The organism is Pseudarthrobacter sp. KH_020_B, from assembly GCF_057840185.1.
Window position 1 is genome coordinate 2,928,595 of record NZ_CM174506.1, and the last position, 22,831, is coordinate 2,951,425.

Genomic DNA, 22,831 nt, shown 5'->3' on the forward strand with positions numbered 1-22,831 from the left:
CTAGGCTGCGTCGGTGCGGATGGCGGCGGATTCGGGTGCCGGATCGAGGTCCGACGGCGAACTCAGGGTGCCACGGATGGCCGTGGCCGCGGCCACCACAGGCGAGACCAGGTGCGTGCGGCCGCCCTTGCCCTGCCGGCCTTCGAAGTTGCGGTTGGAGGTCGAGGCGCAACGCTCCCCCACCTCCAGCTGGTCCGGGTTCATGCCCAGGCACATCGAGCAGCCGGCAAACCGCCACTCGGCACCGAAGTCCTTGAAGACCTTGTCCAGGCCTTCGGCCTCTGCCTCCAGCCGCACGCGGGCAGAACCCGGGACCACCAACATGCGGACGTTGGGGTCCTTACGGCGCCCGCGGATGATGTCCGCGGCGGCCCGGAGGTCCTCCATGCGCGAGTTGGTGCAGGAGCCCAGGAAGACCGTGTCCACCCGGATGTCCTTCATCGGTGTACCGGCCGTCAGCCCCATGTACTGCAGGGCGCGTTCGGCGGCCGCTTTGGCGTTTTCGTCGCCGAAGTCCTCCGGGAACGGCACCTTGGCGGAGAGCGAAACGCCCTGGCCCGGGTTGGTGCCCCAGGTGACGAACGGCTCCAGCGTGTCGGCATCCAAATCCACTTCGACGTCGAAGGTCGCGTCGTCGTCGGTCTTCAGGGTGTTCCAGTACTCGAGCGCGGCATCCCAGTCCGCGCCCTGCGGCGCGTGCGGGCGGCCAAACATGTAGTCGTAGGTGATCTGGTCCGGGGCCACCAGGCCGGCGCGGGCACCGGCTTCGATGGACATGTTGCAGATTGTCATCCGGGCGTCCATGGACAGCGCGCGGATGGCCGAACCACGGTATTCCAGGACATAGCCCTGGCCCCCGCCGGTGCCGATCTTGGCAATGACGGCCAGGATGATGTCCTTGGCGGTGACGCCCGGGCGCAGGGTACCTTCGACGTTGATGGCCATGGTCTTGAACGGCTTCAGGGACAGCGTCTGGGTGGCCATGACGTGCTCCACCTCGGACGTGCCGATGCCCATTGCCAGGGCACCGAACGCGCCATGGGTGGACGTGTGGGAGTCGCCGCACACAACGGTCATGCCAGGCTGCGTGAGGCCAAGCTGCGGGCCTACAACGTGCACGATGCCCTGCTCTGCATCACCGAGTGAGTGCAGGCGGACGCCGAACTCCGCGCAGTTGTTGCGCAGCGTCTGGATCTGCGTGCGGCTGGTGAGATCGGCAATGGGCTTGTCGATGTCCAGCGTGGGAGTGTTGTGGTCCTCCGTGGCGATGGTGAGGTCCGGGCGGCGCAGTTTGCGGCCGGCCAGGCGGAGCCCCTCAAATGCCTGTGGAGAGGTCACCTCATGGACAAGGTGAAGGTCAATGAAGAGGAGGTCGGGCTGGGCGTTGGCTCCTTCGCCGTCGCCTTTGCGCACCACGTGCGCGTCCCAGACTTTCTCGGCCAGTGTCTTTGCCACGGCCATCTCCCTTCACTGCTGTTGGCTGTTTGGTTCCACTGAACCAGCAGGGCTGCATCTGTGCCAGCCCAAAGATTTGCATCTCAGATAATGAGACGGCAATATCATTACATGGACAATTCTAGTGGAGTCGGCGTCATTGATAAAGCGGCCCATGTACTTGATGCATTGGAGGCCGGACCCACCACGCTGGCACAGCTGGTGGCCGCAACGGGCCTGGCCCGGCCCACCGTGCACAGGCTCGCCCTGGCCCTGATCCACCACCGGCTCGTAAGCCGCGACATCCAGGGCCGTTTTGTCCTCGGCAGCCGCCTGGTGGAGCTTGCCTCCGCCGCGGGTGAGGACCGCCTCATCGCTTCCGCCGGGCCGGTCCTGATGCAGCTGCGCGACGCCACCGGCGAAAGCTCCCAGATCTTCCGCCGCCAGGGAGAATGGCGCATTTGCGTCGCCTCCGCGGAACGCCCCATCGGCCTGCGCGACACCATCCCCGTCGGCACCAAACTCTCCATGAAGGCCGGCTCCGCCGCCCAGGTGCTGCTCGCCTGGGAAGACCACGACCGGCTCCTTGAGGGCCTGCAGGCCGCCCGTTTCACGCCCACGGTGCTGGCAGGTGTACGACGGCGGGGCTGGGGCCAGAGCCTCGGCGAACGCGAGCCCGGGGTCGCCTCAGTCTCGGCCCCCGTCCGGGGACCGTCGGGACGCGTCATCGCCGCCGTCTCTATCTCCGGCCCCATCGAGCGGCTCACCCGCCAGCCGGGCCGCCTCCACGCCGAAGTGGTCTGCAACGCCGCGCGGCTCCTCACCGAGGCCCTGCGCAAGAGCAACGACTGAGCCCTCTCCTCCGTCCAGTGCCGGCAGCCCACGGCTAGGCTGTCGGCATGAACAGCTACGCAGTCTTCCTCCGCGGGATCAACGTCGGCGGCATCAACATCAAGATGGCGGACCTTAAGAATGCCCTTGCAGCGCAGGGGTTCGCGGACGTCAAGACGCTGCTGGCCAGCGGCAATGTGGTGCTTGCCAGCAAAGACGATCCTGCTGCGGTCAAGGGGACGTTTGAAAAATGCCTGCGCGACGCGTTCGGCTACGATGCCTGGGTAGTTGTCCTGACGGCACAGCGGGTCGCCGACCTCGTGGCGGCCTGCCCGTATCCGGCGGACGACAAGGCAACGCACACGTACATCACCCTGGCCTCGGACACCGCCGTGCTCGATGAACTGGACGCCGCCGGCGCGTCCCTTGAGGGGACTGAACAGAAGCGCCTCGGCCCGGAAGCGCTGGCCTGGCTGGCTCCGGCCGGCGGGACGCTGGACAGCCCCTTCAGCAAGATCTCGTCCAAGGCCAAGTTCAAAGCAACCACCACAACCCGGAACCTGCGGACGCTGATCAAGGTCAGGGACGCCGCAGCCGCCCTGGCGTAACTTAATTTCCGCCCGCAGCCTTCAGCGCCTTATTGAACCCAGCCAGCCTGTTGACTTCAACTTCCACCGGCTCCACCACCAACTCTTGGGCAACCTCGCCTACTGCTACCTTCAGCCGTTTCCTGGCCCTGACTGCACGCGCACTCGCGGCTCCTGACCCGATGAACTTTCCGGTCAGCGCCAGGAAGATCCCCAGCACCACACCGCCGGCAATCATCAGCGTCGGCAGCGGCCAGCCTTCCACCTTCGGAACCTCGGGGACGGGCAGTTGAAGATAGCCGAGCCCTGCCAGCACGCCAAGCCAGCCCAGGCCGCCCAGGACCGTCAGCAGCGCGAGCCACTGGACCACGTTGAACACCCCCCACCACCAGGACTTCCGGGACGCCATCAGGTCGGTGCCGGCGATGGCCTGGTCCAAGGCATCCGGCAACGCGTCCCGCCCTTCCCGGGCAGCGCCCCGGATCGCGGCGCGCCACGGTCCGGGTGCGCCGGCACTCGCCGCGTCCGCAAAGTCGCGGACGGCAGCGTCCGTCCGCGCGCGTTCCGGAGCCCCCGCGGCCGGGAGCGAGGTCCGGTTGAGTTGGGACGGAGAAGCACTTCTCAGATTGAGCCGGCGGAGCGGATCAGGCCGGAACCGAACCAGCCACCGCGTCGCCGGCCACCCCGTGCGGCGCGTCGACTCGATGCGGTAGGACCGGGCAACTGCGTCCACCACCACGGGCACGTTGGCGGCCGTTGCCAGCTCATCGGTGAGCCGGGATCTCGACGCCGGCCTCACACCGGCGGCTTCCCCGGCGCCGGCGGCTTCGCGGAGCTGCCCGGAGGCCCGCGAAACATCCGCGGCCAGCCGCTGCGAAACCGCCTGGCGCTGTACCGCCACACTGCGGATGGCGCTCCGGACCTTGTCCACGCCCGTGCCCTTGAGCGCGGATGCTCCCAAGACCTGCACTTTGCCCAGCCCGTCACGGGCAAGGATCCCCTTTAAGGACTCCAGCACAGGCTGCACGTCCCGTTCGGGCAACCGGTCCACCTGGTTGAGGACCACCAAGGTCACGGCTCCATGGGCGGCCAGGGGCGCCAGGAAATCGTTGTGGACTGCCGCGTCGGCGTACTTTTGCGGATCCAGGACCCAGACCAGGACATCGACCAGGCCAACCATGCGTACCACGATCTCGCGGTTCGCGGCCCTGGTGGAATCGAAGTCAGGCAGGTCCAGCAGGATCAGCCCCGTGCCCTCGTCCGCGAAGCCTGCCACTGGCTCGGCATGGTGGCGGTTGCGCACCTCCAGCCAGTCCAGCAACGGCTCGCTGCCGTCCGCTCCCCAGACCCCTGCCAATGGTTCCGACGTTGTGGGCCGGCGGGCGGCCGCCGTCGCGATTTCAGCGCCGCTGACCGCATTGAAGAGTGACGACTTGCCGCTGCCGGTGGCACCGAAGAACCCCACAACGGTGTGATCGGCCGAGAGTGAGCGCCGGGAGCTCGCGCGTTCGAGAAGCTCGAACACTTCCTCGAGCGCAGCATCCGGCAAGACGCCTTCGGCGAGTTCGCGGGCATCGTTCAGGGCTTCGAGCCTGCGGTCCAGCTGCGACGCTTCACGGGCAACGCTGTGGCGGCTCATGCCTTGTCCGCCAGCCGGGCCAGGGCAGCGGCGTGGTCAGTCAGGATCCGGCCGGTGTCCGTGCCGCCCTCCGGCAGGCGTTGGAGGAACTTCTGCTGCTCTGCCTGCAGCAGCCGCTGGCAACGGGCGTGGAGGTCATCCCGCGCCGTCTGCGCAAGCCGGCGGACCGCGTCTTCGCCGAAGACCGCCTCCAGCAGTCTCTGGCCGACGACGGCGGTGCCGCCCGCCACTCCGATCTCCAGCCCGGTGAGGCCGGCGGTCATGGAAAACACCACGATCATCAGGGCGGCACCCAGTCCGTTAATGCCGAAGGAAAGCCATCTCGCCTGTGTGCGCTTGCCCTGCCCTTCTGTGCGGATCAGTTCCATCAGGCCGGCCTGCCAGGCCCTGATCTCCGCTGCGGCCACCTCGGCAAAGCCCGGGCTGGTGCCGGACAGATCGTCCGTCCCCAGGAGCCCGCGGCCGGCCGGGTCTGAGCGCCACCGCTGGTCTGTTTCTTCGCCGGCGTTGGCCGCCTCGTCCAGGATGACGGCCTGCAACCCGGTTTCGATGGCGGCCTCAACCCGGACGGCCGGCGTCGGCTCGCCCCGGAAGAAGGCTCCCACGCGGTCCCGCAGCCGTCCGATGTTCTGTTCGAGCGCCCGGAAGAATTCCCCTGTTCCGACGAAGTCCTGCCAGCGCGCCAGCACTTCCCCGCGGAGCAGGGCGCCGTCCTTTGTTGCGTCCAGGATCCGGGTTCCGGCATCGCGATAGGCGGCATCAGCGTACGCCCGGAGTGAGGCCGCGGCCCGCTCCTGCCCCTGGACCGCGTGCGCCACTGCACCGACCCGCCCGGCCAGCGCCTTCACCGTCCCGTTAAGGGTCCGGCGGGCAATTTCGGACCGCCCGGCGGCGTCGGCTGCAAGTTCCCGCAGCCAGCGCCGCAACGGCTCCGCGGCGTTCGTTGGCAGCATGCCGAGATGGTCCAGGTCAGTCTCCGGCACAATGAACAGTCCGGCATCGCCGAGGCCTTCCTGTTGCAGCAACGCGCGGAGATCGGTGCTGACTTCGGCTTCGGCCTCCGCCGGCACACGGTCCAGGACCACGGCCACCATGATGTCCCGGGAGGCCGCGTCCAGGAGCAGCCTCCACGGGACCGCGTCCGCGTAGCGGTTGGCAGTGGTTACAAAAACCCACAGGTCCGCGGCGGCGAGCAATTGACCGGCGAGCCTGCGGTTGTCGTCGGAGATGGAGTCGACGTCGGGAGCGTCAAGCAGCGCGATCCCCTGCGGAACAGCCTGGTCCGCCACCAGCACCAGGGAGGAAATGGCCTCCGCATCGGGTGTTGCGCCGGCCCGGCTGGCCGGGACGGGTTCCACGGAGACGGTGCCCCGGATCCGGTTGAGGGTGGGCAGCACACGGTGGCCTTCGAACCAGCCGGCATCGGCCGGGTGGTGCAGCAGAATGGGCTGGCGGGTGGTGGGCCTGATGGCGCCGGAGCGTGTGACCGGGTGCCCCGCCAGAGCATTCACCAGCGTTGACTTGCCGGCGCCCGTGGAACCCCCGACGACGGCGAGCAGCGGTGCGTCCAGGCTGCGGTACCGCGGCAGGATGTAGTCGTCCAGCTGGGCCACGGCGTTCCGCGTGTCCTGGCGTGCCTGTTCGACGCCCGCAAGGGCGAGCGGCAACGACACCGCGGAAAGATCCCCACGGACTGCTTCCAGCAAGGCCACCGCCGGCTCCGACGCCGGATGGAACGGGCCAGGCTGCGTTTTCGGTGCGCGCATCGGCGGCGGAGGCTGCGTGGGACGAAGCCCGTCTGAGGAGGTCACAGCTTCATCATGCCAGTTGCTGCTGCTTTTCCACCGGGGCCCTGTTACCGGCAGGGCGGACGCAACAACCAAAAACGGCCCCGGGCTGATGCCCGGGACCGTTCGTTGTGACCCCAGCGGGATTCGAACCCGCGTTACCGCCGTGAGAGGGCAGCGTACTAGGCCGCTATACGATGGGGCCGCGTACTTCCAAAAAGGCTTGCGCCTTCTATTTGGCTATTAGCCAGTTTTGCTAAATGAGTATTTCATACACTCAGCTTGTGTTTCAAATCGGCAAACCTCCTTGAAACCCCTGATTTGCCGCGGAATTACTGCGACTAAACAGAGCTGGGATACCAGGACTCGAACCTAGAATGACGGTACCAGAAACCGTAGTGTTGCCAATTACACCATATCCCAATGATACTTTCGGGCCGGAGTTTCAGGCCTAAACCCGCGCTCCGTGCGCCTCAGCACGAGAAATTACTTTACCTGAGACTTGGGGCTGGCACAAATCGACGCCCTCCCCCCGCACATTCCCCTGCCGCATCTCATGACACAGGCGCCTCCGTAGCGACTCTTGCGCGTCTCCGCGGGCTAGTTTACTCTCGGTAAGTTACCAACCAGTAACAACTCCCGCCCTGACCTAGGGACCCACGAGGACAAGGGACTCCAGACCACGCACGGTTTTCACCAGCAGGCAATGTCGCCCGGCAGGAAAGTTAGGAACGTCAGTGTTGACCACCCGAATAGCAGCCACTGCTACAGCCAAGACCACCCGAGTCCGCTCCCAGCAAGTGGCAATCATCGTCTTATCCATTCTCCTCATTCTTTTCCTGGCCTTTTACACCTACCTGACGGGCCAGATTTCCCGCGGAGCCAACCAGCTGATGGAAGGTGCCAGCCAGGCAGCCAGCGGTGCAGAGCAGCTGAGGGACGGATCGGGGCAGTTGGCGGACGGTGCGGGCGCCGCCCACGCGGGCGCGAACCAGGTCAAGGACGGCACCGGCCAGCTCCATTCCGGTGCTGCCAAGCTCCAGGCCGGCGCAGGGCAACTGTTCGCGGGCGTCCGTGACCAGCTGACGCCCGGGGCCGACAAGTTGCACGCCGGGACCACCAAGCTGCAAAACGATGTGATCAATAAGCTCGTCCCTGGCGTCTACCAAGTAGACGCCGGTGCCCGAAAGCTTCAGGCTGGCGCCGTCCAGCTCTCTGCCGCCCTGACGCCCACAGCGGCCGGAAACGCTCCGAACAACCTTGCCGACGGCGCCGGCCAGCTGGCAGCTGGGACCGAACGGCTTGCCGCCGGGGCCGGTCAATTGGATGCGGGCGCCTCGCAACTCAGCGCCGGCACTGCTGCGCTGCGGGATGGCGCGGGCCAGCTCTGGGCCGGAACGGGGCAGCTAAAAGGCTACCCCGGGGCGGGCAACGATCCCACCAAAGGCGACGGACTCGCAGCTTTGAGCCAGGGACTGGACCAGCTTGAGGCAGCAGCCAACGGGCCCCAAGGGATAGTGCCGTTGGCGCTGCTCAAGGAACAGATCGCCAAACTGGCCGACGGCGGACGCAGGGCCTATGCCGGAGCCGGCCAATTGGAGGCTGGGGCGGCAAAACTCAACGCCGGAGCCACACAGTTGAACGACGGTGCCGCTCAACTGAAAGCAGGAACGGGCTCGCTGGCAACCGGCGCAGGTCAGTTGAACGATGGGACAGGACTGCTGACGGCCGGATTCGCTACCTTGGCGCAGAAGCTGAACAGCACTGATCCGCAGAACCCCGGCGTGGTGTTGGGTACCAGCATGCTCGCTGACGGCACTGCCAAGATCCGCGTCGGCATGGACGGCGTTCCGGGCAACCCGGACAGCCCCGGCCTGATTTACGCCGCAAATAACCTCCAGGCCGGCACCACCAAGCTGACCCAGGGCATCAAGGGGGATAATGATCCTGCCAACCCTGGCCTGCTCGCGGGAACCGAAGCGCTTTCTGACGGCACTGTGACGCTATCGGATGGAACCGGCAAACTGCAGTCCGGAACGGCGCAACTCGCGGATGGCAACGGCAAACTGGACGATGGTTCCGGCAAGCTCGTCGAGGGTGCAGGCAAGCTGGCGGACGGCAACGCAAAGATTGCGGCCGGCACGAAGGAACTTCACACCAAGGTCTCAGCCGTCTCGCCGTCATCCTGGCTGAATGACCCGGTCATTGCCCTCGTTCTGGTCGCGCTGTTGGTGACTGGCGCCGTCGTGGGCTATGTCCTGCTTCGGCGGCGGGCCCTGCGGCTGAGCATGGCTTAGCTAACGGGTGGCAGGAGTTCTGTCAGCGTGCTGACCGCGGCGCCACGATAGTGGCCCGCAGGCTCCCCCACCCTGTTGAGCCAGACGCCTATCAGGCCCGCCGCCGTCGAACCTTCAGCGTCCAGCATCCTGTTGTCCCCCACGTAAAGGGTCTCCTCCGGCGCGGTCCCCAGCAGGCGGACGCCTTCGAGATAGATGGCCGGCTCAGGCTTGGCCACCCCCACGGTGTCCGTGCCAACCAGGCGCACAACGCGTCCCAGGCCGGCGCCGTCGAGCTTTGCCCGCTGGTAATCGTGCACGTTGTTACTGACGGCACCGTAGGGGATGCCGGCCGCGTCCAGCAGGTCCAGGAGCGGAAGCACGTCTTCAAAGGCCCGCACATAGCTGGGCTGCAGCCGGCTGTAGGCCGACAGCCACCGGTGCGCTTCTTCACCGTCGGCAAGATCCACCCCGAAGTGCCCCAGGGCGGCGCGTCCCCGCAGGAGGCGCTGGTCGTTGAAGGTCAGTTCCCCCGCCAGGTACCGGTCGTAGTAGTGAGTGGTCTCGTGCGTGAAGATCCTGCCGAACCGATCCCACCCGGTCTGGTCCAGACCAGGCAGGAGGTGCTCGCTGACCTCACGCAGGGCGGTGGTCATGGCGTATTCAAGATCCACCAGGGTGTCGTCGATGTCGAACAGGACGCCCCGGATGGTCCCGAAGCGCGTGCTCAGGACCCCGCCAGCTGTGGTGCCGGTGGAAGACATCAGCCGCGGAAGGTGCGGAGCCGACGCAGGGACGAGTCCTTGCCCAGGATCACCATGGATTCGAAGAGCGGCGGCGATATCCGGCGCCCGGAGATAGCGGTGCGGACAGGACCGAACGCCAGCCGCGGCTTCAACCCGAGGTCCTCCACGAGTGCCTGCTTCAGCGCCGTCTGGATCTCCTCCGGGTTCCAGTCCTGAACCGGCTCAAGGGCCGCCAGGGCGGCGTCCAGCACTTCGGTCAGGTTGGCGGGCAGGCCCTTGCGGGCGTCATCCGCGATGTCGATCGCGTCGTCGGCCTTGAACAGGAAGGCGAGCATCTCCGGGGCCTCCCCCAGCAGCGTGATCCGCTCCTGGACGAGGGGTGCGGCCTCGATGAGGATCTCCTCCTCGCGGTCGGTGAGGATCTCGCCGACCAGGTCCGCGGCCCGGAGGTACGGCACCAAGCGTGCACGGAAATCGGCCGCCTCAAGCATGCGGACGTGCGTGCCGTTGATGGCCTCCGCCTTCTTCAGGTCAAAACGTGCCGGGTTGGCCAGCACATCATGGATGTCGAAGTGCTCCACGAGCTGCATGACAGTGAAGATGTCCTCGTCGGCGCTCAGGGACCAGCCCAGGAGGGACAGGTAGTTCAGGAGGCCCTCGGGGATGAAGCCGCGTTCGCGGTGCAGGAACAGGCTGGACTCGGGGTCGCGCTTGGAGAGCTTCTTGTTGCCCTGGCCCATGACGTAGGGAAGGTGGCCGAATTCCGGCATGTACTCGGCCACGCCGATGGCGTAGAGGGCACGGTACAGCGCGATCTGGCGGGGCGTGGAGCTGAGCAGGTCTTCGCCGCGCAGCACGTGGGTGATTCCCATCAATGCATCGTCCACCGGGTTTACCAGCGTGTACAACGGCGCGCCGTTGGCCCGGACCACCGCGAAGTCGGGCACGGAGCCGGCCTTGAACGTGATCTCGCCACGGACGAGGTCCTTGAACGTGAGGTCCTCATCCGGCATCCGCAGGCGCAGCACGGCCTGGCGGCCTTCTGCCTTGTACTGGGCCAGCTGTTCCTCGGTGATGTGCCGGTCAAACCCGTCATAACCCAGCTTGGGGTCCCGGGAAGCCGCACGGTGGCGGGCTTCGATTTCGGCCGGCGTGGAGTAGGACTCGTAAATGTGGCCGCCTGCCTTCAGCCGCGCGATGACATCCTGGTACATGTCGCTGCGCTGGGACTGGCGGTAGGGCTCGTGCGGGCCGCCCACTTCGACGCCCTCGTCCCAGGTGATGCCCAGCCACTTCAGCGCGTCGAGCAGCTGGTGGTAGCTTTCCTCACTGTCCCGCGCCGAGTCCGTGTCCTCGATGCGGAAGACCAGGGTCCCCTTCGTGTGCCGGGCATAGGCCCAGTTGAACAGCGCCGTGCGGATCAGGCCCACGTGCGGGGTGCCCGTGGGTGACGGGCAGAACCGCACCCGGACCGGGGTTTCGGCAGTGACGGACGGGATGGCTGCAGGGTTCAGCTCGGAGGCAGTAGTCATAGTGGTTCCAACTTTACCCGTCAGCGGCGGACCACCGGGTTGGACAGGCGGCCGATGCCCTCGATCTCAACGTCGTAGCGGTCCCCCGCGGTGACGAGGTCGACGCCGGCCGGGGTGCCGGTCATGATGACGTCGCCGGGAAGCAGGGTGAAGGCCTGGGACACGATGGAGACGATTTCCCTGACGCCGCGGATCATCTGGCTGGTGCTGCCGTCCTGGCGCAGTTCGCCGTTGAGCCAGCCCTTGATGGCCAGGTCTTCGGTGTCCAGCTCGGTCTCGATCCACGGTCCGAGGGGGGCCGACGTGTCGAAGCCCTTGGCCCGGGCCCACTGCAGGTCCGTTTTCTGGACATCGCGGGCGGTGAGGTCGTTGCCGCAGGTGTAGCCGAAGATGACATCGTCGACACGATCTTCCGGGACGTCTTTGCAGATCCGGCCGATGACCACACACAGCTCGGCTTCGAACGAAACTTCGTCTGAGAATTCCGGCAGCACAATGGGGTCGCCGGGGCCGATGACTGAGGTGTTCGGCTTCAGGAACAGCAACGGCTGCTGCGGGACTTCATTGCCCAGCTCCGCGGCGTGCTCGGCGAAGTTGCGGCCCACACCAATCACCTTGCTGCGGGGAATGATCGGCGCCAGCAACCGGACGTCTTCAAGCTTGTGCTTGACGTGGGTGCGCTCCACCCCGTTGAAGAAGGGGTCGCCGTTGATGACAGTGATTTCCTCACTGCCGGACTCGCCTTCAACAACGCCGTAGAGGGGATCAGAATCGACTACAAACCTGGCAATACGCATGGTTGCTAGCCTACCGTCTTGAGCGGCGGCACCTGCCCTGCGTCATCGTCACACTGTCAGGCGTCGGGCAGCCATCGGAGGTAGTCAAGCTGCGCCGCCACCGACATTTCGGCCGCCCGCCTGACGGAAGGTTCGACGTCGGCGTACACGTCGTCTGCCACGTCGGCCACCGTTGCGTCCCCGCCAAGCCGGGCCAGCGCCGCGCGGATCTGCGCCAGCCGCTCGTGCCGGTGCTCGCTGTAAGCGCGGGTTATGGCCGCAAGGGAGGGAAGTACCGGCCCGTGGGCCGGCAGGACGGTGGCCGGGCCAAGGGCTTCGAGCCGGTCGAGCGAACGCAGGTAGTCCCCCAGCTTCCCGTCCGGGTAGTCCAGCATGGTGGTGCCGCGGCCCAGGATGGTGTCGCCGGTCAGCACAGAACCGTGCGGGCCGTCGTCGGGAAGGTGGAAGCAGACCGAATCCGAAGTGTGGCCAGGCGTGGCCAGGACGCGGATGGTCACTCCCGCCGCCTGGATGGTTTCGCCGTCCTGCAGGGGCTCGCCCCCGCCGTGGCAGTGCCGGGGATCGGCCGCGCGGACTGGGGCGCCCGTGAACTCGTGGAGCCGCCGGGAACCCGCAGTGTGGTCGGCGTGCCGGTGGGTCACCAGGATGAGTTCCACGGGGCGCACGTCCGCAAGGCGGCGGAGGTGGCCCTCGTCGGCGGGCCCTGGATCCACCACCACGGATGCACTGGACGCGGGGGCCGAGATGACATAGGAATTTGTCCCGTCCAGGCTCATGGGCCCGGGATTGGGAGCCAGGAAGAAAGCCGTCAGTGGGCTGGCAGCGAGGGGCGTGCCGCTTGTGGTGGAGTTCACTGCACCATCTTCGCATCACGATGGCGCGGAATAACCGCACCCCCGATGCCGGTTATGGCTGCTGAACCCATCGCCCAGAGAGAGCAGCCAGGCAGAATCCATGAGCACTTCATCCACCATCTCGTTAGCAGAACTGCTGTCCGGCGCCGACGCCGCAGGACACGATCACGCACTGACAGAGAAGAACACCGGCCTTCAGCACATCCACAACCACGCGACGGGTGCCATTGTTTGGTTCCCCACGTGGAAGAAGTTCCGCGAAACCACCGACTGGCGCGAGGAAGTCGATGCTTTCGCCGGGGACCTCAAGTCTGGTTCACAGCTGGTGGAAAAAGTGGCGGCCCGCTCCGTGGCCGGAGAGCTGGAGTCACTCCTGAAACGCGCCGCTGCCGCCAGTGATGCGAACATCTTTGTCCAGGAAAACCTGACAAAGCACCTGACCCGGACCTGGGCAATTGCCGACGCCGTCGCTGAGATAACAGGGAAGGATCTGCCCGCCGGCGGCACCACGCCGTCCGTCTTCGCTGACTACCCCTACGACGTCTACGCGCAGGACGGCGGCGCCTTCGCCACCGCACTCTGGAACGACGTCATCGATGCCCGCCGCAACCGCGCCCTGGCCGACGAAGCGGCGCGCAAGGCCCTGAAACCGGTCTCCCGCAAGGCCCTCAAGAATGCTGCCCGGAAGGCCGCCCGCCGCTGAGGCCGCGACTCACTGTTAAAGGAAGACCCCGTTAACGGACGACGGCGGTTGCCCGGCAGTGTGTAGAACTTCCCACAGTGCCGGCCAACCGCCGTTGTTATTCCTAAGTGAATTGCCTTGCTAGGCCAGGCGGGTCAGCCAGCCGTGGGTATCCGGCACGGTTCCGGTCTGGATACCGAGGAGCTGTTCGCGGATGGCCATGGTGGTCTCCCCCGCTTTCGCGTCCTCGGAGCCGATGAATTCGGTGGCGTCCTTCAGAACACCGATCGGGGTGATCACCGCTGCGGTGCCGCAGGCAAAGACCTCGGCGATCTCGCCAGAGGCCACGCCGTCGCGCCATTCATCAAGGGTGATCTTGCGCTCCGTCACCGCACGGCCCATGTCCTTGGCAACCTGCATCACGGAGGAGCGGGTCACGCCTTCGAGGATGGTTCCGCTCAGTGCGGGAGTGGCCAATGAGCCGTCCTTCATCACGAAGAAAACGTTCATGCCGCCGAGCTCTTCCACGGCGTCATCGTTGAAGTGGTCCAGGAACAGCACCTGCTTGCAGCCGTTGGCTTCGGCTTCCTGCTGGGCGATCAGGGAGGCAGCGTAGTTGCCGCCGCACTTGGCCGCACCGGTGCCGCCGCGGCCTGCGCGGGCGTACTCGCGGGAGATCCAGATGGACACGGGCTTGAGCTCGCCGCCGAAGTAGTTGCCGGCGGGCGATGCGATCACCCGGAAGGACACCTCACGCGCTGCCCGGACACCCAGGAACGCCTCGGTGGCGATCATGAACGGGCGCAGGTAAAGAGCCTCGCCGTCACCGGCAGGGACCCATTCCTTGTCCGCCTGCACGAGTTCCCGGATGGCGCCCAGGAAGTATTCCTCAGGCAGTTCCGGAAGTGCCAGGCGCCGCGCCGACTTGTTCAGGCGGGCCGCATTGGCCTCCGGACGGAAGGTCCAGATGGACCCGTCGGCGTGGCGGTAGGCCTTGAGTCCTTCGAAGATCTCCTGGCCGTAGTGCAACACCGCGGCAGACGGGTCTAGCGAGATGGGTCCGTAGGCCTCAACGCGCGCGTTGTGCCAGCCACCCTCGCCTTGCTCGTCCACGCTGTAGTCGACGACGGCCGTGTGGTCGGTGAAGTAATTGCCAAATCCCGGGTTCGCCAGGATGGCTGCACGCTCTTCAGCTGACTTCGGGGTTGCCGAGAGCTGCTGGTTAAATTCGACGCCATGGGCGGTCTGAGTCATGGTTCCTCCACGATCGGCTGCCTTCTGAATGTGGTTCAACACTGAACCGCAGGGCAGCATTTGGTGATTCGAAACAAGCTTACGCCCGTTGGCAGGACCTGCCGGCCGGGCCTAGAGCGCTGCCGCGATGGCATTTCCGACGGCGCTGGTGCTGCGGGCGCCGCCGTCGCGGGTTTCGACGTCGGCGATCACCGCAGCTTCGATCCTGCGGGCCGCGGCCGTGTAGCCGAGGTGGTCCAGCAGGAGCACCGCAGACAGGATGGCCGCGGTGGGGTCGGCCTTCTGCTGGCCGGCGATATCCGGGGCCGAGCCGTGGACCGGTTCGAACATGGACGGAGCGGTGCGGTCCATGTTGATGTTGCCGGACGCAGCCAGCCCGATGCCGCCGGTGATGGCAGCTGCGAGGTCCGTCAGGATGTCGCCGAAGAGGTTGTCCGTGACAATGACGTCGAAGCGGGAGGGGTCGGTGACCATAAAGATGGTGGCCGCATCAACGTGCAGGTAATCGTGGGTAACCTCCGGGAATTCCTGGGCCACCGCCTCGACGGTGCGCTTCCACAGGTGGCCTGCGTAGACCAGGACGTTGTGCTTGTGCACCAGGGTCACATGCTTGCGTTCGCGGGCACTTGCGCGACGGAAGGCATCGCGGACAACGCGCTCGACGCCATAGGCCGTGTTCAGTGAGACCTCCGTGGCCACCTCGTGCGGTGTGCCGGTGCGAAGGGAGCCGCCGTTGCCTACATAGGGCCCCTCGGTTCCTTCCCGGACGACGATAAAATCTATGATGCCGGGATTGGCCAGCGGGCTGCCTACCGTTCCGTACAGCCGTGACGGCCGCAGGTTGACGTAGTGGTCCAGGCTGAAGCGGAGCTTGAGCAGCATCTCCCGCTCGATGATGCCGGACGGAATCCGGGTGTCGCCCGGGGCGGCACCGACCGCACCGAAGAGAATTGCGTCCCGTGTCCGCAGGTCGGCGAGGACCTCGTCCGGAAGGGTCTCGCCGGTGGCCAGCCAGTGCTCGGCACCGAGCTTGTAGTGGGTCTGCTCTAGGGCAACGCCTTCAGCGGCGACAGCCTTTTCGAGGACCTTCAGTGCCTCGGCAATGACCTCTGGGCCAATGCCGTCACCGGGAATGACAGCGAGATTGATCGTGGATGCGCTCATGGTCCAAGAATATTAAGACGATCCGCATGCCGGACAATCAGTCTCATTTGCTGAGACGGAGGAGTGGGTCCTCCGGTGAGGCCACCACCACTACGTTGGTGCCCCAGGCATCACCCGTATAGCAGGAAATCAGGACCAGCCTGTTGGGTGCCACCTGCCAGATGGGGCTGTCTTTAAGGCCGGACTTGACGTAGGTAGTCACCGAGTCCACCAGGTAGGCCACGTCGCCCGTGGCCGTGGCCACTGTCAGCCTGTCACCTGCCGCCGCCTTGGTACTCAGCCGGTTGAACGGCGCATCCCGGTCCGTCCAGCTGTGCCCGGCGATGTACGTGGTATTGACCGAGCCCGCGCCGGGGGCGCCGTAAGGCGACAGCCAGTAGCCGTCCATGGTGGGCGGCGGCACGATGGTCTGGGTGGCCTGGTCCTCGCCGGTGGGTTCGAGCGGATGGACTACCACATCGATGTCTGCGGCCGGGTACACCAGCCTCTGAGGCGGCGACGCTGCCGGACCGACCGGGACGGGCGTGCCGGTATCCACCGAGGGTGTGGGGGTGGACGGCGCTGGAGCCGGGGCCGTCGGCTGCACAGCAACCTCGGTCGCCGTCGGCGAAGCCCCCGGCCCGGCCAAGACGGGGAGAAACGCAAACGCCAGGTAGGCCAGCACGCCGCAAAGCACCACGAAGACGATGCTTTTGGTGGTGAAGAGCCTTCGATCGCTGTCCATGGTTACCCCGCTTGTGAGTCGGATTTGCCCGGTTTTGCCGGCAGGCGCCGTGTGCCCTTGCGGCCACGGCGCCTGCCGGTGATTCAAACAGCGCCCCTGCGGGCGCCAGTAGCGGGCGTCATTCCTTCCGGGGCCCGGACACCGTACCGCTGGCTGCCAGGGTCTTGCGGGCAGCCACTCCCGAAGCAGCGAGCATCATCACGACGATGCCAGCGGCCCAGGGGGCGATGGAAACGTCAGTCGAACCTGCCATTGCAGTCTGGACATTGAAGCCAGGGTTGTTGGCAGCTACGGCACCTTGACCCGCCGGCGCACCCACAACAGCACCTCTGGGAGTTTCGCCCGGCGTCACCGGAGGAACAACAGACGGGACCACTGGAGGAACAACAGACGGCACCGTTGTGGGAACGCAGTTGTTGTTGTAGGTTGCCTGCCCCTCAGCCGTCCAGTTCTGGCCTGCAGGCAGCACCTTGCCGTTGTTCGGCGGGATGATGTCTTCAGCGTGCTGGTGGTTGGCATTGGCGTGGCCGTTGAGCCCCTGCAGGGCGATCGTAATCGGCTGGTACGGATTCTTGTCCGAGCCGGTGGCGTGGCAGATGCTGATCTTGTGATCGCCGTGGCCGTTACCCTCGCCTGGTGCGGCGCAGCCTGCATTCCAGATGCTGGCCTTGTCAAGGTTCTGGCCGCCGGGTAGGACTTTCCCGTCGTTGGCCGGAATGATGTCCTCATAGTGCTGGTGGCCCACGTGGGCGTTGAGCGCGTTGAGGCTGATGGTCACCGGCACGTAGGGATTGCTTTCCGAGCCGGTGGCGTGGCAAATGGTGATCTTTTTCTCGTCCTCAGAAGGCGACGCGGTGGCCGGCGCTGTGGCACCCAATAGCGCAAGACCCGCGACACCAAAAGCGGCAAGGATCCGTTTCATTTCCGTCTCCATCCATTGTCTGGTCCAAACTGATCAGACCTGTGGAAGAACGGCGCCATCCCCGACACGGAGGGTAAAGGCAAACGGACAGCATCGGGGGGCGACGGTTCTCCCAGATGCGAATCATCAGTTTGCTAACCAGATAAGGCTAGACAGGCGGACACCAAGGTGTCTCCAGTACTCAGTACGCGCCTTTCAAGGTGCGCCCTACTGACCGGCCCCGGAATCGTACTCAGTCCGCGTACTAGCAAGTAGCCAGCCGGGACATACCTAGGCCTCGGCCGGCTCCTCATACTTGGGGAAGACGGGCGCCGGGGCCGGCAGCGGCGTTCCGGCGACAATGGGTGTGGTGAGCGCGGAGAACTGGCGGGATCCGCCGTCGGGCTGTCCCAGGGTGTCCAACAGCGCGGCCGTGGCGGTGGGCATCACTGGCTGGGCCAGGATAGCCACGATGCGCAGCACTTCCAGCGTCACGTACAGCACGGTGTTCATGCGTTCGACGTCGGTCTTCCGAAGCACCCAGGGGGCCTGATCGGCGAAGTAGGCGTTGGTGTCCCCCAGAACGCCCCAGATGGCCTCGAGGGCACGGCTGAATTCCTGCTTTTCGAAGGCGGCCCGGGCCGTCTCGAGGAGCCCGTTGGCCTGCGCCAGGATCGCGGTGTCTTCAGCTGTAAAGGCTCCCGGAACCGGAACCCGGCCCTCGCAGTTCTTGGCCACCATGGACAGCGAACGCTGCGCCAGGTTGCCGAAGTTGTTGGCCAGGTCGGAGTTCATGCGGCCCACGATGGCTTCGTGATTGTAGCTGCCGTCCGCCCCGAACGGGACCTCGCGGAGGAAGAAGAACCGTACCTGGTCCAGGCCGTACTGCGCCACGAAGTCTGCCGGCGCCACCACGTTGCCGAGGGACTTGGACATCTTCACGCCATTGTTGTGCAGGAAGCCATGGATCATGACGCGCTTCGGCAGCTCAATGCCGGCACTCATCAGGAACGCCGGCCAGTAGATGGCGTGGAACCGCGAGATGTCCTTGCCGATCACGTGCACGTCGGCGGGCCAGAACTTCTTGAATGATTCCGATTCGACGTCCGGGTAACCGACGCCGGTCAGGTAGTTGGTCAGCGCGTCCACCCACACGTACATTACGTGCTTGTCGTTGCCCGGGACGGGGACGCCCCAGTCGAACGTGGTGCGGCTGATCGACAGGTCTTCGAGTCCGCGTTTGACGAAACTGATGACCTCGTTGAAGCGGGACTGCGGCGCCCCGAACTCCGGCTGGGCCTCGTACAGTGCCAGCAGGCGGTCCTGGTAGGAGGACAGCCGGAAGAAGTAGCTCTCCTCAGCCGTCCACGTCACCTCGGTGTCCGTCTCCTTGGAGTACCGCACGCCGTCGTCCTTGACCACGGTGTCGTCCTCCACGTAGAAGGCCTCGTCCCGGACGGAGTACCAGCCCTCGTACTTGGACAGGTAGATATCGCCGCTGGCTTCCATCTTCTTCCAGATGGCCTGCGACGCGGCGTAGTGGTCAGCGTCCGTGGTCCGGATGAAGCGGTCGTAGGTGATCCCCAGCGCGGCGTGCGCTTCCTTATACACCTCCGCGTTGCGGTCCACCAGCTCCTTGGGCGTAACGCCTTCCTTCTCGGCCGCCTGCGCAATCTTCATGCCGTGCTCATCCGTGCCCGTCAGGAACATCACGTCAAAGCCGTCCAGCCGCTTGAAGCGCGCCATGGCGTCGGTGGCGATGTACTCGTAGGCATGCCCGATGTGCGGAACACCGTTCGGGTAGGTGATGGCCGTGGTGATGTAGAACGGGGTTTTGGCTGTTGCGCTCACGTGCGGACGTTACCTTTGGTGCGAAGGGGTAGGGCTAGATCAGTTCAGTCAGCGTATCGCTCAGGCGGACCAGTTCGTGGTCGTGGGAAGCGACCAGTACTGCGATTCCGTCCGAGGTGGTGTCCTTGAGGATGCTGATGATGCGGTTGGCCGAGGCCCGGTCCAGGCTGGCCGTGGGCTCATCAACCACCAGCACACGCGTGCCCAGGATCAGGGCCCGGGCGATCGCCACACGCTGGCGTTCACCACCGGAAAGCTGGGCCGGACGGTGCCGCATCCGGCGGCCCAGGCCCACCAGGTCCAGGAGGTCCTTGGCCATGTCGCGGCGCTGGTCCACCTCACCGTCGGGCACGGCCGGCAGGAGCACGTTCTCGAGGGCGCTCATCCCGTCGATCAGCGCTCCGCCCTGGTCCACGTAACCGATCAGGGCACGACGGCGGTCGGCGATTTCGTCGTCGCCCATGCTTTCGAGGGAATCCCCTTCCCAGAAGACACGCCCCGACGTCGGCAGGGTCAGTCCAGCGCCGACGGTCAGGATGCTTGTCTTGCCGGATCCGCTTCGGCCGGCCACGCAGTGCATCTCGCCTGCGTGCAGCGTGAGGTCGAAGTTCTCCACGACGCTGACGGCTTCGGCACCGCTCTTGCCGCCGCCATAGCGGATGGTGATGTCGCTCAGTTCCAGCGGGGTCCCGTGGTCCGCTTCCTTGACGATGGTGTTGGCACGCGTCTGCAGCGGCGCGTTAGCCGAGCCGGACCTCCGGCCTCGGTAGACATTCGTCTCGTTTGTCATTGGACCACTTTCGTTGCAATCGGTATCCAGCAAAGTACAGCCACCAGGCCGGCGACTCCGGCCCACAGCGCGGCATACGGGGCAAGGAGGAGCCCGATGCCCAGCGCACCCAGCACGCCCAGCGGCAAGGCCACCGTGCCCACGAGCGCGTTTTCGAAGAGACGGACCTGGCGGAGCATGTCCGGATTCCAGCCCATGGCCTCGAGGATGCCCAGGTACTGGCGTTTGGCGTTGAGCTCAAACCTGCCGGTGACCAGGGTCAGAACAAGCCCCACTGCGACGCCGGAGAGGGCCAGGAGCATGCTGGGCAGCGCGACGCTTGCTGCGGCCAGCCCGCTGAGCGCACTCGCGCCGGCGGCCCGGGGAATGTCGATCAGCAGGGCAACCAGCCCGCCCACCGCGGCGCCGAACACGCCTACGGCGACGGCCAGGGACAAGGTGTTGAATTTGTTGCTGGTCAGCTGCCGATTGGCAAAGGTCAGCGGGGAGTCCACCGGGATCAGCCGCTCGTCGTGCTGCGGTTCCTGGTCCACCTCATCGCGGTGGCGCAGCTGCTGCGCGGCGAAGAAGGCCGCTGCCGCATACAGGACCAGGACGGAGGCAGAGACGATGGCGGTGGTCACGCTCCAGCTCACCAGGCTCAGGATGATCCCGGCTACCGCGAGCAGCGCAGCGCCGACACCGAATTCCTCGAGCACCCAGTTCCTGATGCGGAGCTGGGTCCAGCCCATGGCGCGGAGGGTTCCGGCTTCGCGTTTGCGTTTGCGGATGTAGCTGACGGTGGAGGCGCCGGTCAACAGCGCGGCTCCGCACAGGGTGAGGAAGAGCAGTGTCACGTTGGTCCCGGTCAGGGAGCCGGAGACTGCGTCGGCCGCGTTCTGCCGTACCCAGGACTGCTGGACAGTGCCCAGCGCTGACTCCTTGCCGGCGTCGTCCTTTGAGTATCCGGGGACAAAAATGCTGGCGTCTTCACGGGCGGAACCGGCCACAACAGTAGCCTCCAGACCCATCTCGCGGATCTCGCTGGCGAGCTTTTCGACGTCGGGCTGGGCTTCCTTCCAGCTGCCGGGGGCCTTGGCCCGGACACGTACGGCATCGATCACGGCGGCGTTGTCCTTGTAGCCGCGGGCTGCGGCCAGGCCGTAGAAGTCGGTAATGGCACCGGCAGACTGGCTCGCCAGTCCGGTGGCACTGAGGGAGGGCTTGAGTTCGGTAGCGGTGACCGACTTGCCTTCGGCGTCCTTGGTGAGGGTAAACGGAGTGGGGTCGTAGCCACCCAGCGGGAGGCGATTGACGTCGCCGGCGGCCTTCTCGACAGCCGTGGGGTCAAAGGTGCCGTAGACCATGGCCAGCGGAGCGGCGAGCTTCTCCCCCGTTGCCAGGTCTTCCCGGTAGGACCGTTCGTCCACGGGTTCACGCTGCGTCTGGTCCACAGGGGCGCCATTGGCGCCCTTCTCCGGCAGCCGGTTTACGGTGACCCAGTCGCTGGGGACGGCTGTCTTCTGGACTGCCCCGTTGGCCGCGGCCTCGCCGTCGGTGTACTTGGGCGCGGCAGCGAAGTCGGTGCTCCACGTGGCCGGGGTGTAGAGCCCCTGGTTGAAGTTGCCGCCACTGCCGAGGAGGCCGGAGTGGTCGGTGGAGCCGGGCCAGGACAGAGCGAACGGGTCCTTGGACACAAACGGCAGGTAGTCCTTGCCGAGGGAGCGCGTGGCGGTGCCGATTTCCTTGACCACCTTGCCCGCGGCGTCGACCTCCTCGATCTTGACGTTGTATTTCAGGTCCAGGGACGTGCCGGAACGAACGATCAACGGGATGCCCTGGGAGTCGGCGGTGAGCTGTCCGCTGCGCTTGGCCTGCTGGTACTGGGTCATCAGCGGTGCCCAGTACTTGAGCTTGACGCCGAGGAAGTCAGGGCCCTCGTTGAGCTCTTCCATGCTGATGCCGTTGGTGAAGAGGCTTTCGAAGTGGCGGCCGATGGCCCCTGCGTTGCGGGCGTCGGCGGGCGGTGCCTTCTCCAGCGGAGCCAGGAAGTCACCTGCCGAGCCCAGCAGTGCCCGCTCGGAGACGGGGTCTACGGCGACGACGGACTCGGTTACCTCGGGTGACAGTGGCAGGGACACCGAAAGGTTGAACAGGTTGTGTTCGGAACCGCCGGCCGGGGCGGGAAACTTGATGCCTGTCTCGCCGGCCGGCGGGGCGATCCGGATGCTGGTGCCCCCGGCCGTCTGCTCTTCGACCAGGCGGGCCTTGCCCAGGCTGCCCTCGGCAGTGGACTTGAACAATGTCTGCTCGGAGACGCCGTCCGAACTCACGGCGCTGGCGGTCAGACGGTAGTTCTTCGGCGTGTCGCTCAGAACGGACTCGGCCGCGGGCCATTTGCTGGGGTCAGTGGCGTCGGCGGCCTGGTCCGTGATAGCGGTGCCTGCCAGTCCGGAGTTGTAGCCGAGGTAGTCCATGGCGTCGAGCCGTGGCGCTTCCAGGTTCTGCGTCACGCGGGACACCAGGCTGATGGGCGCCGCCACGGAGGTACCGGAAAGCTTCCGGATGTCCTCGAGCTGGTCAAAGCCGATGCCGCCGCCGCCGTTGGCGATCTCCGGCTGCATCAGCGCCCCGGAGCCTGCCTTGGCCTGGACCAGGACGTCGTAGAGACCCCGCGAGTTCTCATCCACCGTTCGGTTAAGTGCGGCCTGCGACTGGCCTTGGACGATGACCGACAAGCACATGGCTGCGATCAAGATGGCCGCGGTCAGCAGCAGCACTTTGCTTCTGATGAACCTCTGGACGGCGTTCATTGGGCTCCCTGAAACCTGGATTGCGTGCGCACACCGGGATCCGCAGGCGGCGGATATGAAGGATTTCCTGCCTGGTGTGCAAAAAGTATTGGCCGGCCTGCCGGCGTGGTCCCGAAACAGGACCTAGCCATTGTAAGCAGACCGGCCAATCATACGTGGCCGAGGTGAAGCTCCGGTCACGCGTACTTGA

18 protein-coding genes and 2 tRNA genes are annotated in these 22,831 nt (G+C 65.9%); 4 read left to right on the forward strand and 16 right to left on the reverse strand.

Annotated elements, in window-relative coordinates:
- Nucleotides 1-1,455, reverse strand: a complete 1,455-nt coding sequence (leuC, locus tag AC3IT0_RS13495; protein ID WP_489320281.1) for a 3-isopropylmalate dehydratase large subunit — start codon at nucleotides 1,453-1,455, stop codon at nucleotides 1-3.
- A gap of 111 nt (nucleotides 1,456-1,566) precedes the next feature.
- Between leuC and AC3IT0_RS13500 the strand changes: the two genes are divergently transcribed.
- The gene (locus AC3IT0_RS13500; RefSeq protein ID WP_104061235.1) at nucleotides 1,567-2,286 is read left to right on the forward strand and encodes an IclR family transcriptional regulator; all 720 of its coding nucleotides are present in this window, start codon (nucleotides 1,567-1,569) and stop codon (nucleotides 2,284-2,286) included.
- A 47-nt stretch (nucleotides 2,287-2,333) separates the two neighbouring features.
- A complete protein-coding gene (locus AC3IT0_RS13505; protein ID WP_489320282.1) occupies nucleotides 2,334-2,873 on the forward strand; it encodes a DUF1697 domain-containing protein in 540 nt (179 codons plus the stop codon).
- Nucleotide 2,874: 1 nt separating this feature from the next.
- Here AC3IT0_RS13505 and AC3IT0_RS13510 read toward each other — a convergent pair whose 3' ends face one another.
- From AC3IT0_RS13510 to AC3IT0_RS13525, 4 genes are all read right to left on the reverse strand, one after another.
- Nucleotides 2,875-4,491 (reverse strand): GTPase, encoded by a 1,617-nt coding sequence (locus tag AC3IT0_RS13510; protein WP_489320283.1) that lies wholly within the window; start codon nucleotides 4,489-4,491, stop codon nucleotides 2,875-2,877.
- Nucleotides 4,488-6,257 (reverse strand): dynamin family protein, encoded by a 1,770-nt coding sequence (locus AC3IT0_RS13515; protein WP_489320284.1) that lies wholly within the window; start codon nucleotides 6,255-6,257, stop codon nucleotides 4,488-4,490. The genes AC3IT0_RS13510 and AC3IT0_RS13515 overlap by 4 nt, the downstream gene beginning before the upstream one ends.
- A 153-nt stretch (nucleotides 6,258-6,410) precedes the next feature.
- Nucleotides 6,411-6,483, reverse strand: a tRNA-Glu gene (locus AC3IT0_RS13520).
- Between the two features lie 146 nt (nucleotides 6,484-6,629).
- Nucleotides 6,630-6,701: transfer RNA gene (locus AC3IT0_RS13525), tRNA-Gln, on the reverse strand.
- A 314-nt stretch (nucleotides 6,702-7,015) separates the two neighbouring features.
- Here AC3IT0_RS13525 and AC3IT0_RS13530 point away from each other — a divergent pair.
- Nucleotides 7,016-8,575 carry a hypothetical protein gene (locus AC3IT0_RS13530; RefSeq protein ID WP_489320285.1) on the forward strand — a complete coding sequence of 520 codons (1,560 nt, stop codon included), beginning with the start codon at nucleotides 7,016-7,018 and terminating at the stop codon, nucleotides 8,573-8,575.
- Here the strand turns inward: AC3IT0_RS13530 and AC3IT0_RS13535 are convergent.
- The 4 genes from AC3IT0_RS13535 to AC3IT0_RS13550 are packed head-to-tail and all read right to left on the reverse strand — an operon-like array spanning nucleotide 8,572 to nucleotide 12,483.
- Nucleotides 8,572-9,318, reverse strand: coding sequence for an HAD family hydrolase (locus AC3IT0_RS13535; protein WP_489320286.1), 747 nt, complete (start codon nucleotides 9,316-9,318; stop codon nucleotides 8,572-8,574). The genes AC3IT0_RS13530 and AC3IT0_RS13535 overlap by 4 nt on opposite strands.
- Complete coding sequence (gene gltX, locus AC3IT0_RS13540) at nucleotides 9,318-10,832, reverse strand: glutamate--tRNA ligase (RefSeq protein WP_489320287.1); 1,515 nt, start codon at nucleotides 10,830-10,832, stop codon at nucleotides 9,318-9,320. Before gltX ends, AC3IT0_RS13535 begins: the two co-directional genes overlap by 1 nt.
- 20 nt (nucleotides 10,833-10,852) lie before the next feature.
- Nucleotides 10,853-11,629 (reverse strand): fumarylacetoacetate hydrolase family protein, encoded by a 777-nt coding sequence (locus tag AC3IT0_RS13545; RefSeq protein ID WP_489320288.1) that lies wholly within the window; start codon nucleotides 11,627-11,629, stop codon nucleotides 10,853-10,855.
- Between the two features lie 56 nt (nucleotides 11,630-11,685).
- Nucleotides 11,686-12,483 carry an MBL fold metallo-hydrolase gene (locus tag AC3IT0_RS13550; protein WP_489320289.1) on the reverse strand — a complete coding sequence of 266 codons (798 nt, stop codon included), beginning with the start codon at nucleotides 12,481-12,483 and terminating at the stop codon, nucleotides 11,686-11,688.
- 100 nt (nucleotides 12,484-12,583) lie between these two features.
- Here AC3IT0_RS13550 and AC3IT0_RS13555 point away from each other — a divergent pair, with 100 nt between their 5' ends.
- Nucleotides 12,584-13,186 carry a hypothetical protein gene (locus AC3IT0_RS13555; RefSeq protein ID WP_489320290.1) on the forward strand — a complete coding sequence of 201 codons (603 nt, stop codon included), beginning with the start codon at nucleotides 12,584-12,586 and terminating at the stop codon, nucleotides 13,184-13,186.
- A 120-nt stretch (nucleotides 13,187-13,306) separates the two neighbouring features.
- Here the strand turns inward: AC3IT0_RS13555 and AC3IT0_RS13560 are convergent, their stop codons facing one another.
- From AC3IT0_RS13560 to AC3IT0_RS13590, 7 genes are all read right to left on the reverse strand, one after another.
- The gene (locus AC3IT0_RS13560; protein WP_489320291.1) at nucleotides 13,307-14,419 is read right to left on the reverse strand and encodes a branched-chain amino acid aminotransferase; all 1,113 of its coding nucleotides are present in this window, start codon (nucleotides 14,417-14,419) and stop codon (nucleotides 13,307-13,309) included.
- Nucleotides 14,420-14,530: 111 nt separating this feature from the next.
- Nucleotides 14,531-15,583 (reverse strand): 3-isopropylmalate dehydrogenase, encoded by a 1,053-nt coding sequence (locus AC3IT0_RS13565; RefSeq protein ID WP_489320292.1) that lies wholly within the window; start codon nucleotides 15,581-15,583, stop codon nucleotides 14,531-14,533.
- A 43-nt stretch (nucleotides 15,584-15,626) separates the two neighbouring features.
- Nucleotides 15,627-16,307, reverse strand: coding sequence for a class F sortase (locus AC3IT0_RS13570; RefSeq protein ID WP_489320293.1), 681 nt, complete (start codon nucleotides 16,305-16,307; stop codon nucleotides 15,627-15,629).
- A gap of 118 nt (nucleotides 16,308-16,425) precedes the next feature.
- Nucleotides 16,426-17,229: a hypothetical protein gene (locus tag AC3IT0_RS13575; RefSeq protein ID WP_489320294.1), complete on the reverse strand. Its 804-nt coding sequence runs from the start codon at nucleotides 17,227-17,229 to the stop codon at nucleotides 16,426-16,428.
- A 270-nt stretch (nucleotides 17,230-17,499) separates the two neighbouring features.
- Nucleotides 17,500-19,059: a methionine--tRNA ligase gene (gene metG / locus AC3IT0_RS13580; protein WP_489320295.1), complete on the reverse strand. Its 1,560-nt coding sequence runs from the start codon at nucleotides 19,057-19,059 to the stop codon at nucleotides 17,500-17,502.
- 34 nt (nucleotides 19,060-19,093) lie between these two features.
- A complete protein-coding gene (locus tag AC3IT0_RS13585; protein ID WP_489320296.1) occupies nucleotides 19,094-19,849 on the reverse strand; it encodes an ABC transporter ATP-binding protein in 756 nt (251 codons plus the stop codon).
- Nucleotides 19,846-22,641 carry an ABC transporter permease gene (locus AC3IT0_RS13590; RefSeq protein ID WP_489320297.1) on the reverse strand — a complete coding sequence of 932 codons (2,796 nt, stop codon included), beginning with the start codon at nucleotides 22,639-22,641 and terminating at the stop codon, nucleotides 19,846-19,848. Before AC3IT0_RS13590 ends, AC3IT0_RS13585 begins: the two co-directional genes overlap by 4 nt.
- Nucleotides 22,642-22,831 lie beyond the last annotated feature (190 nt).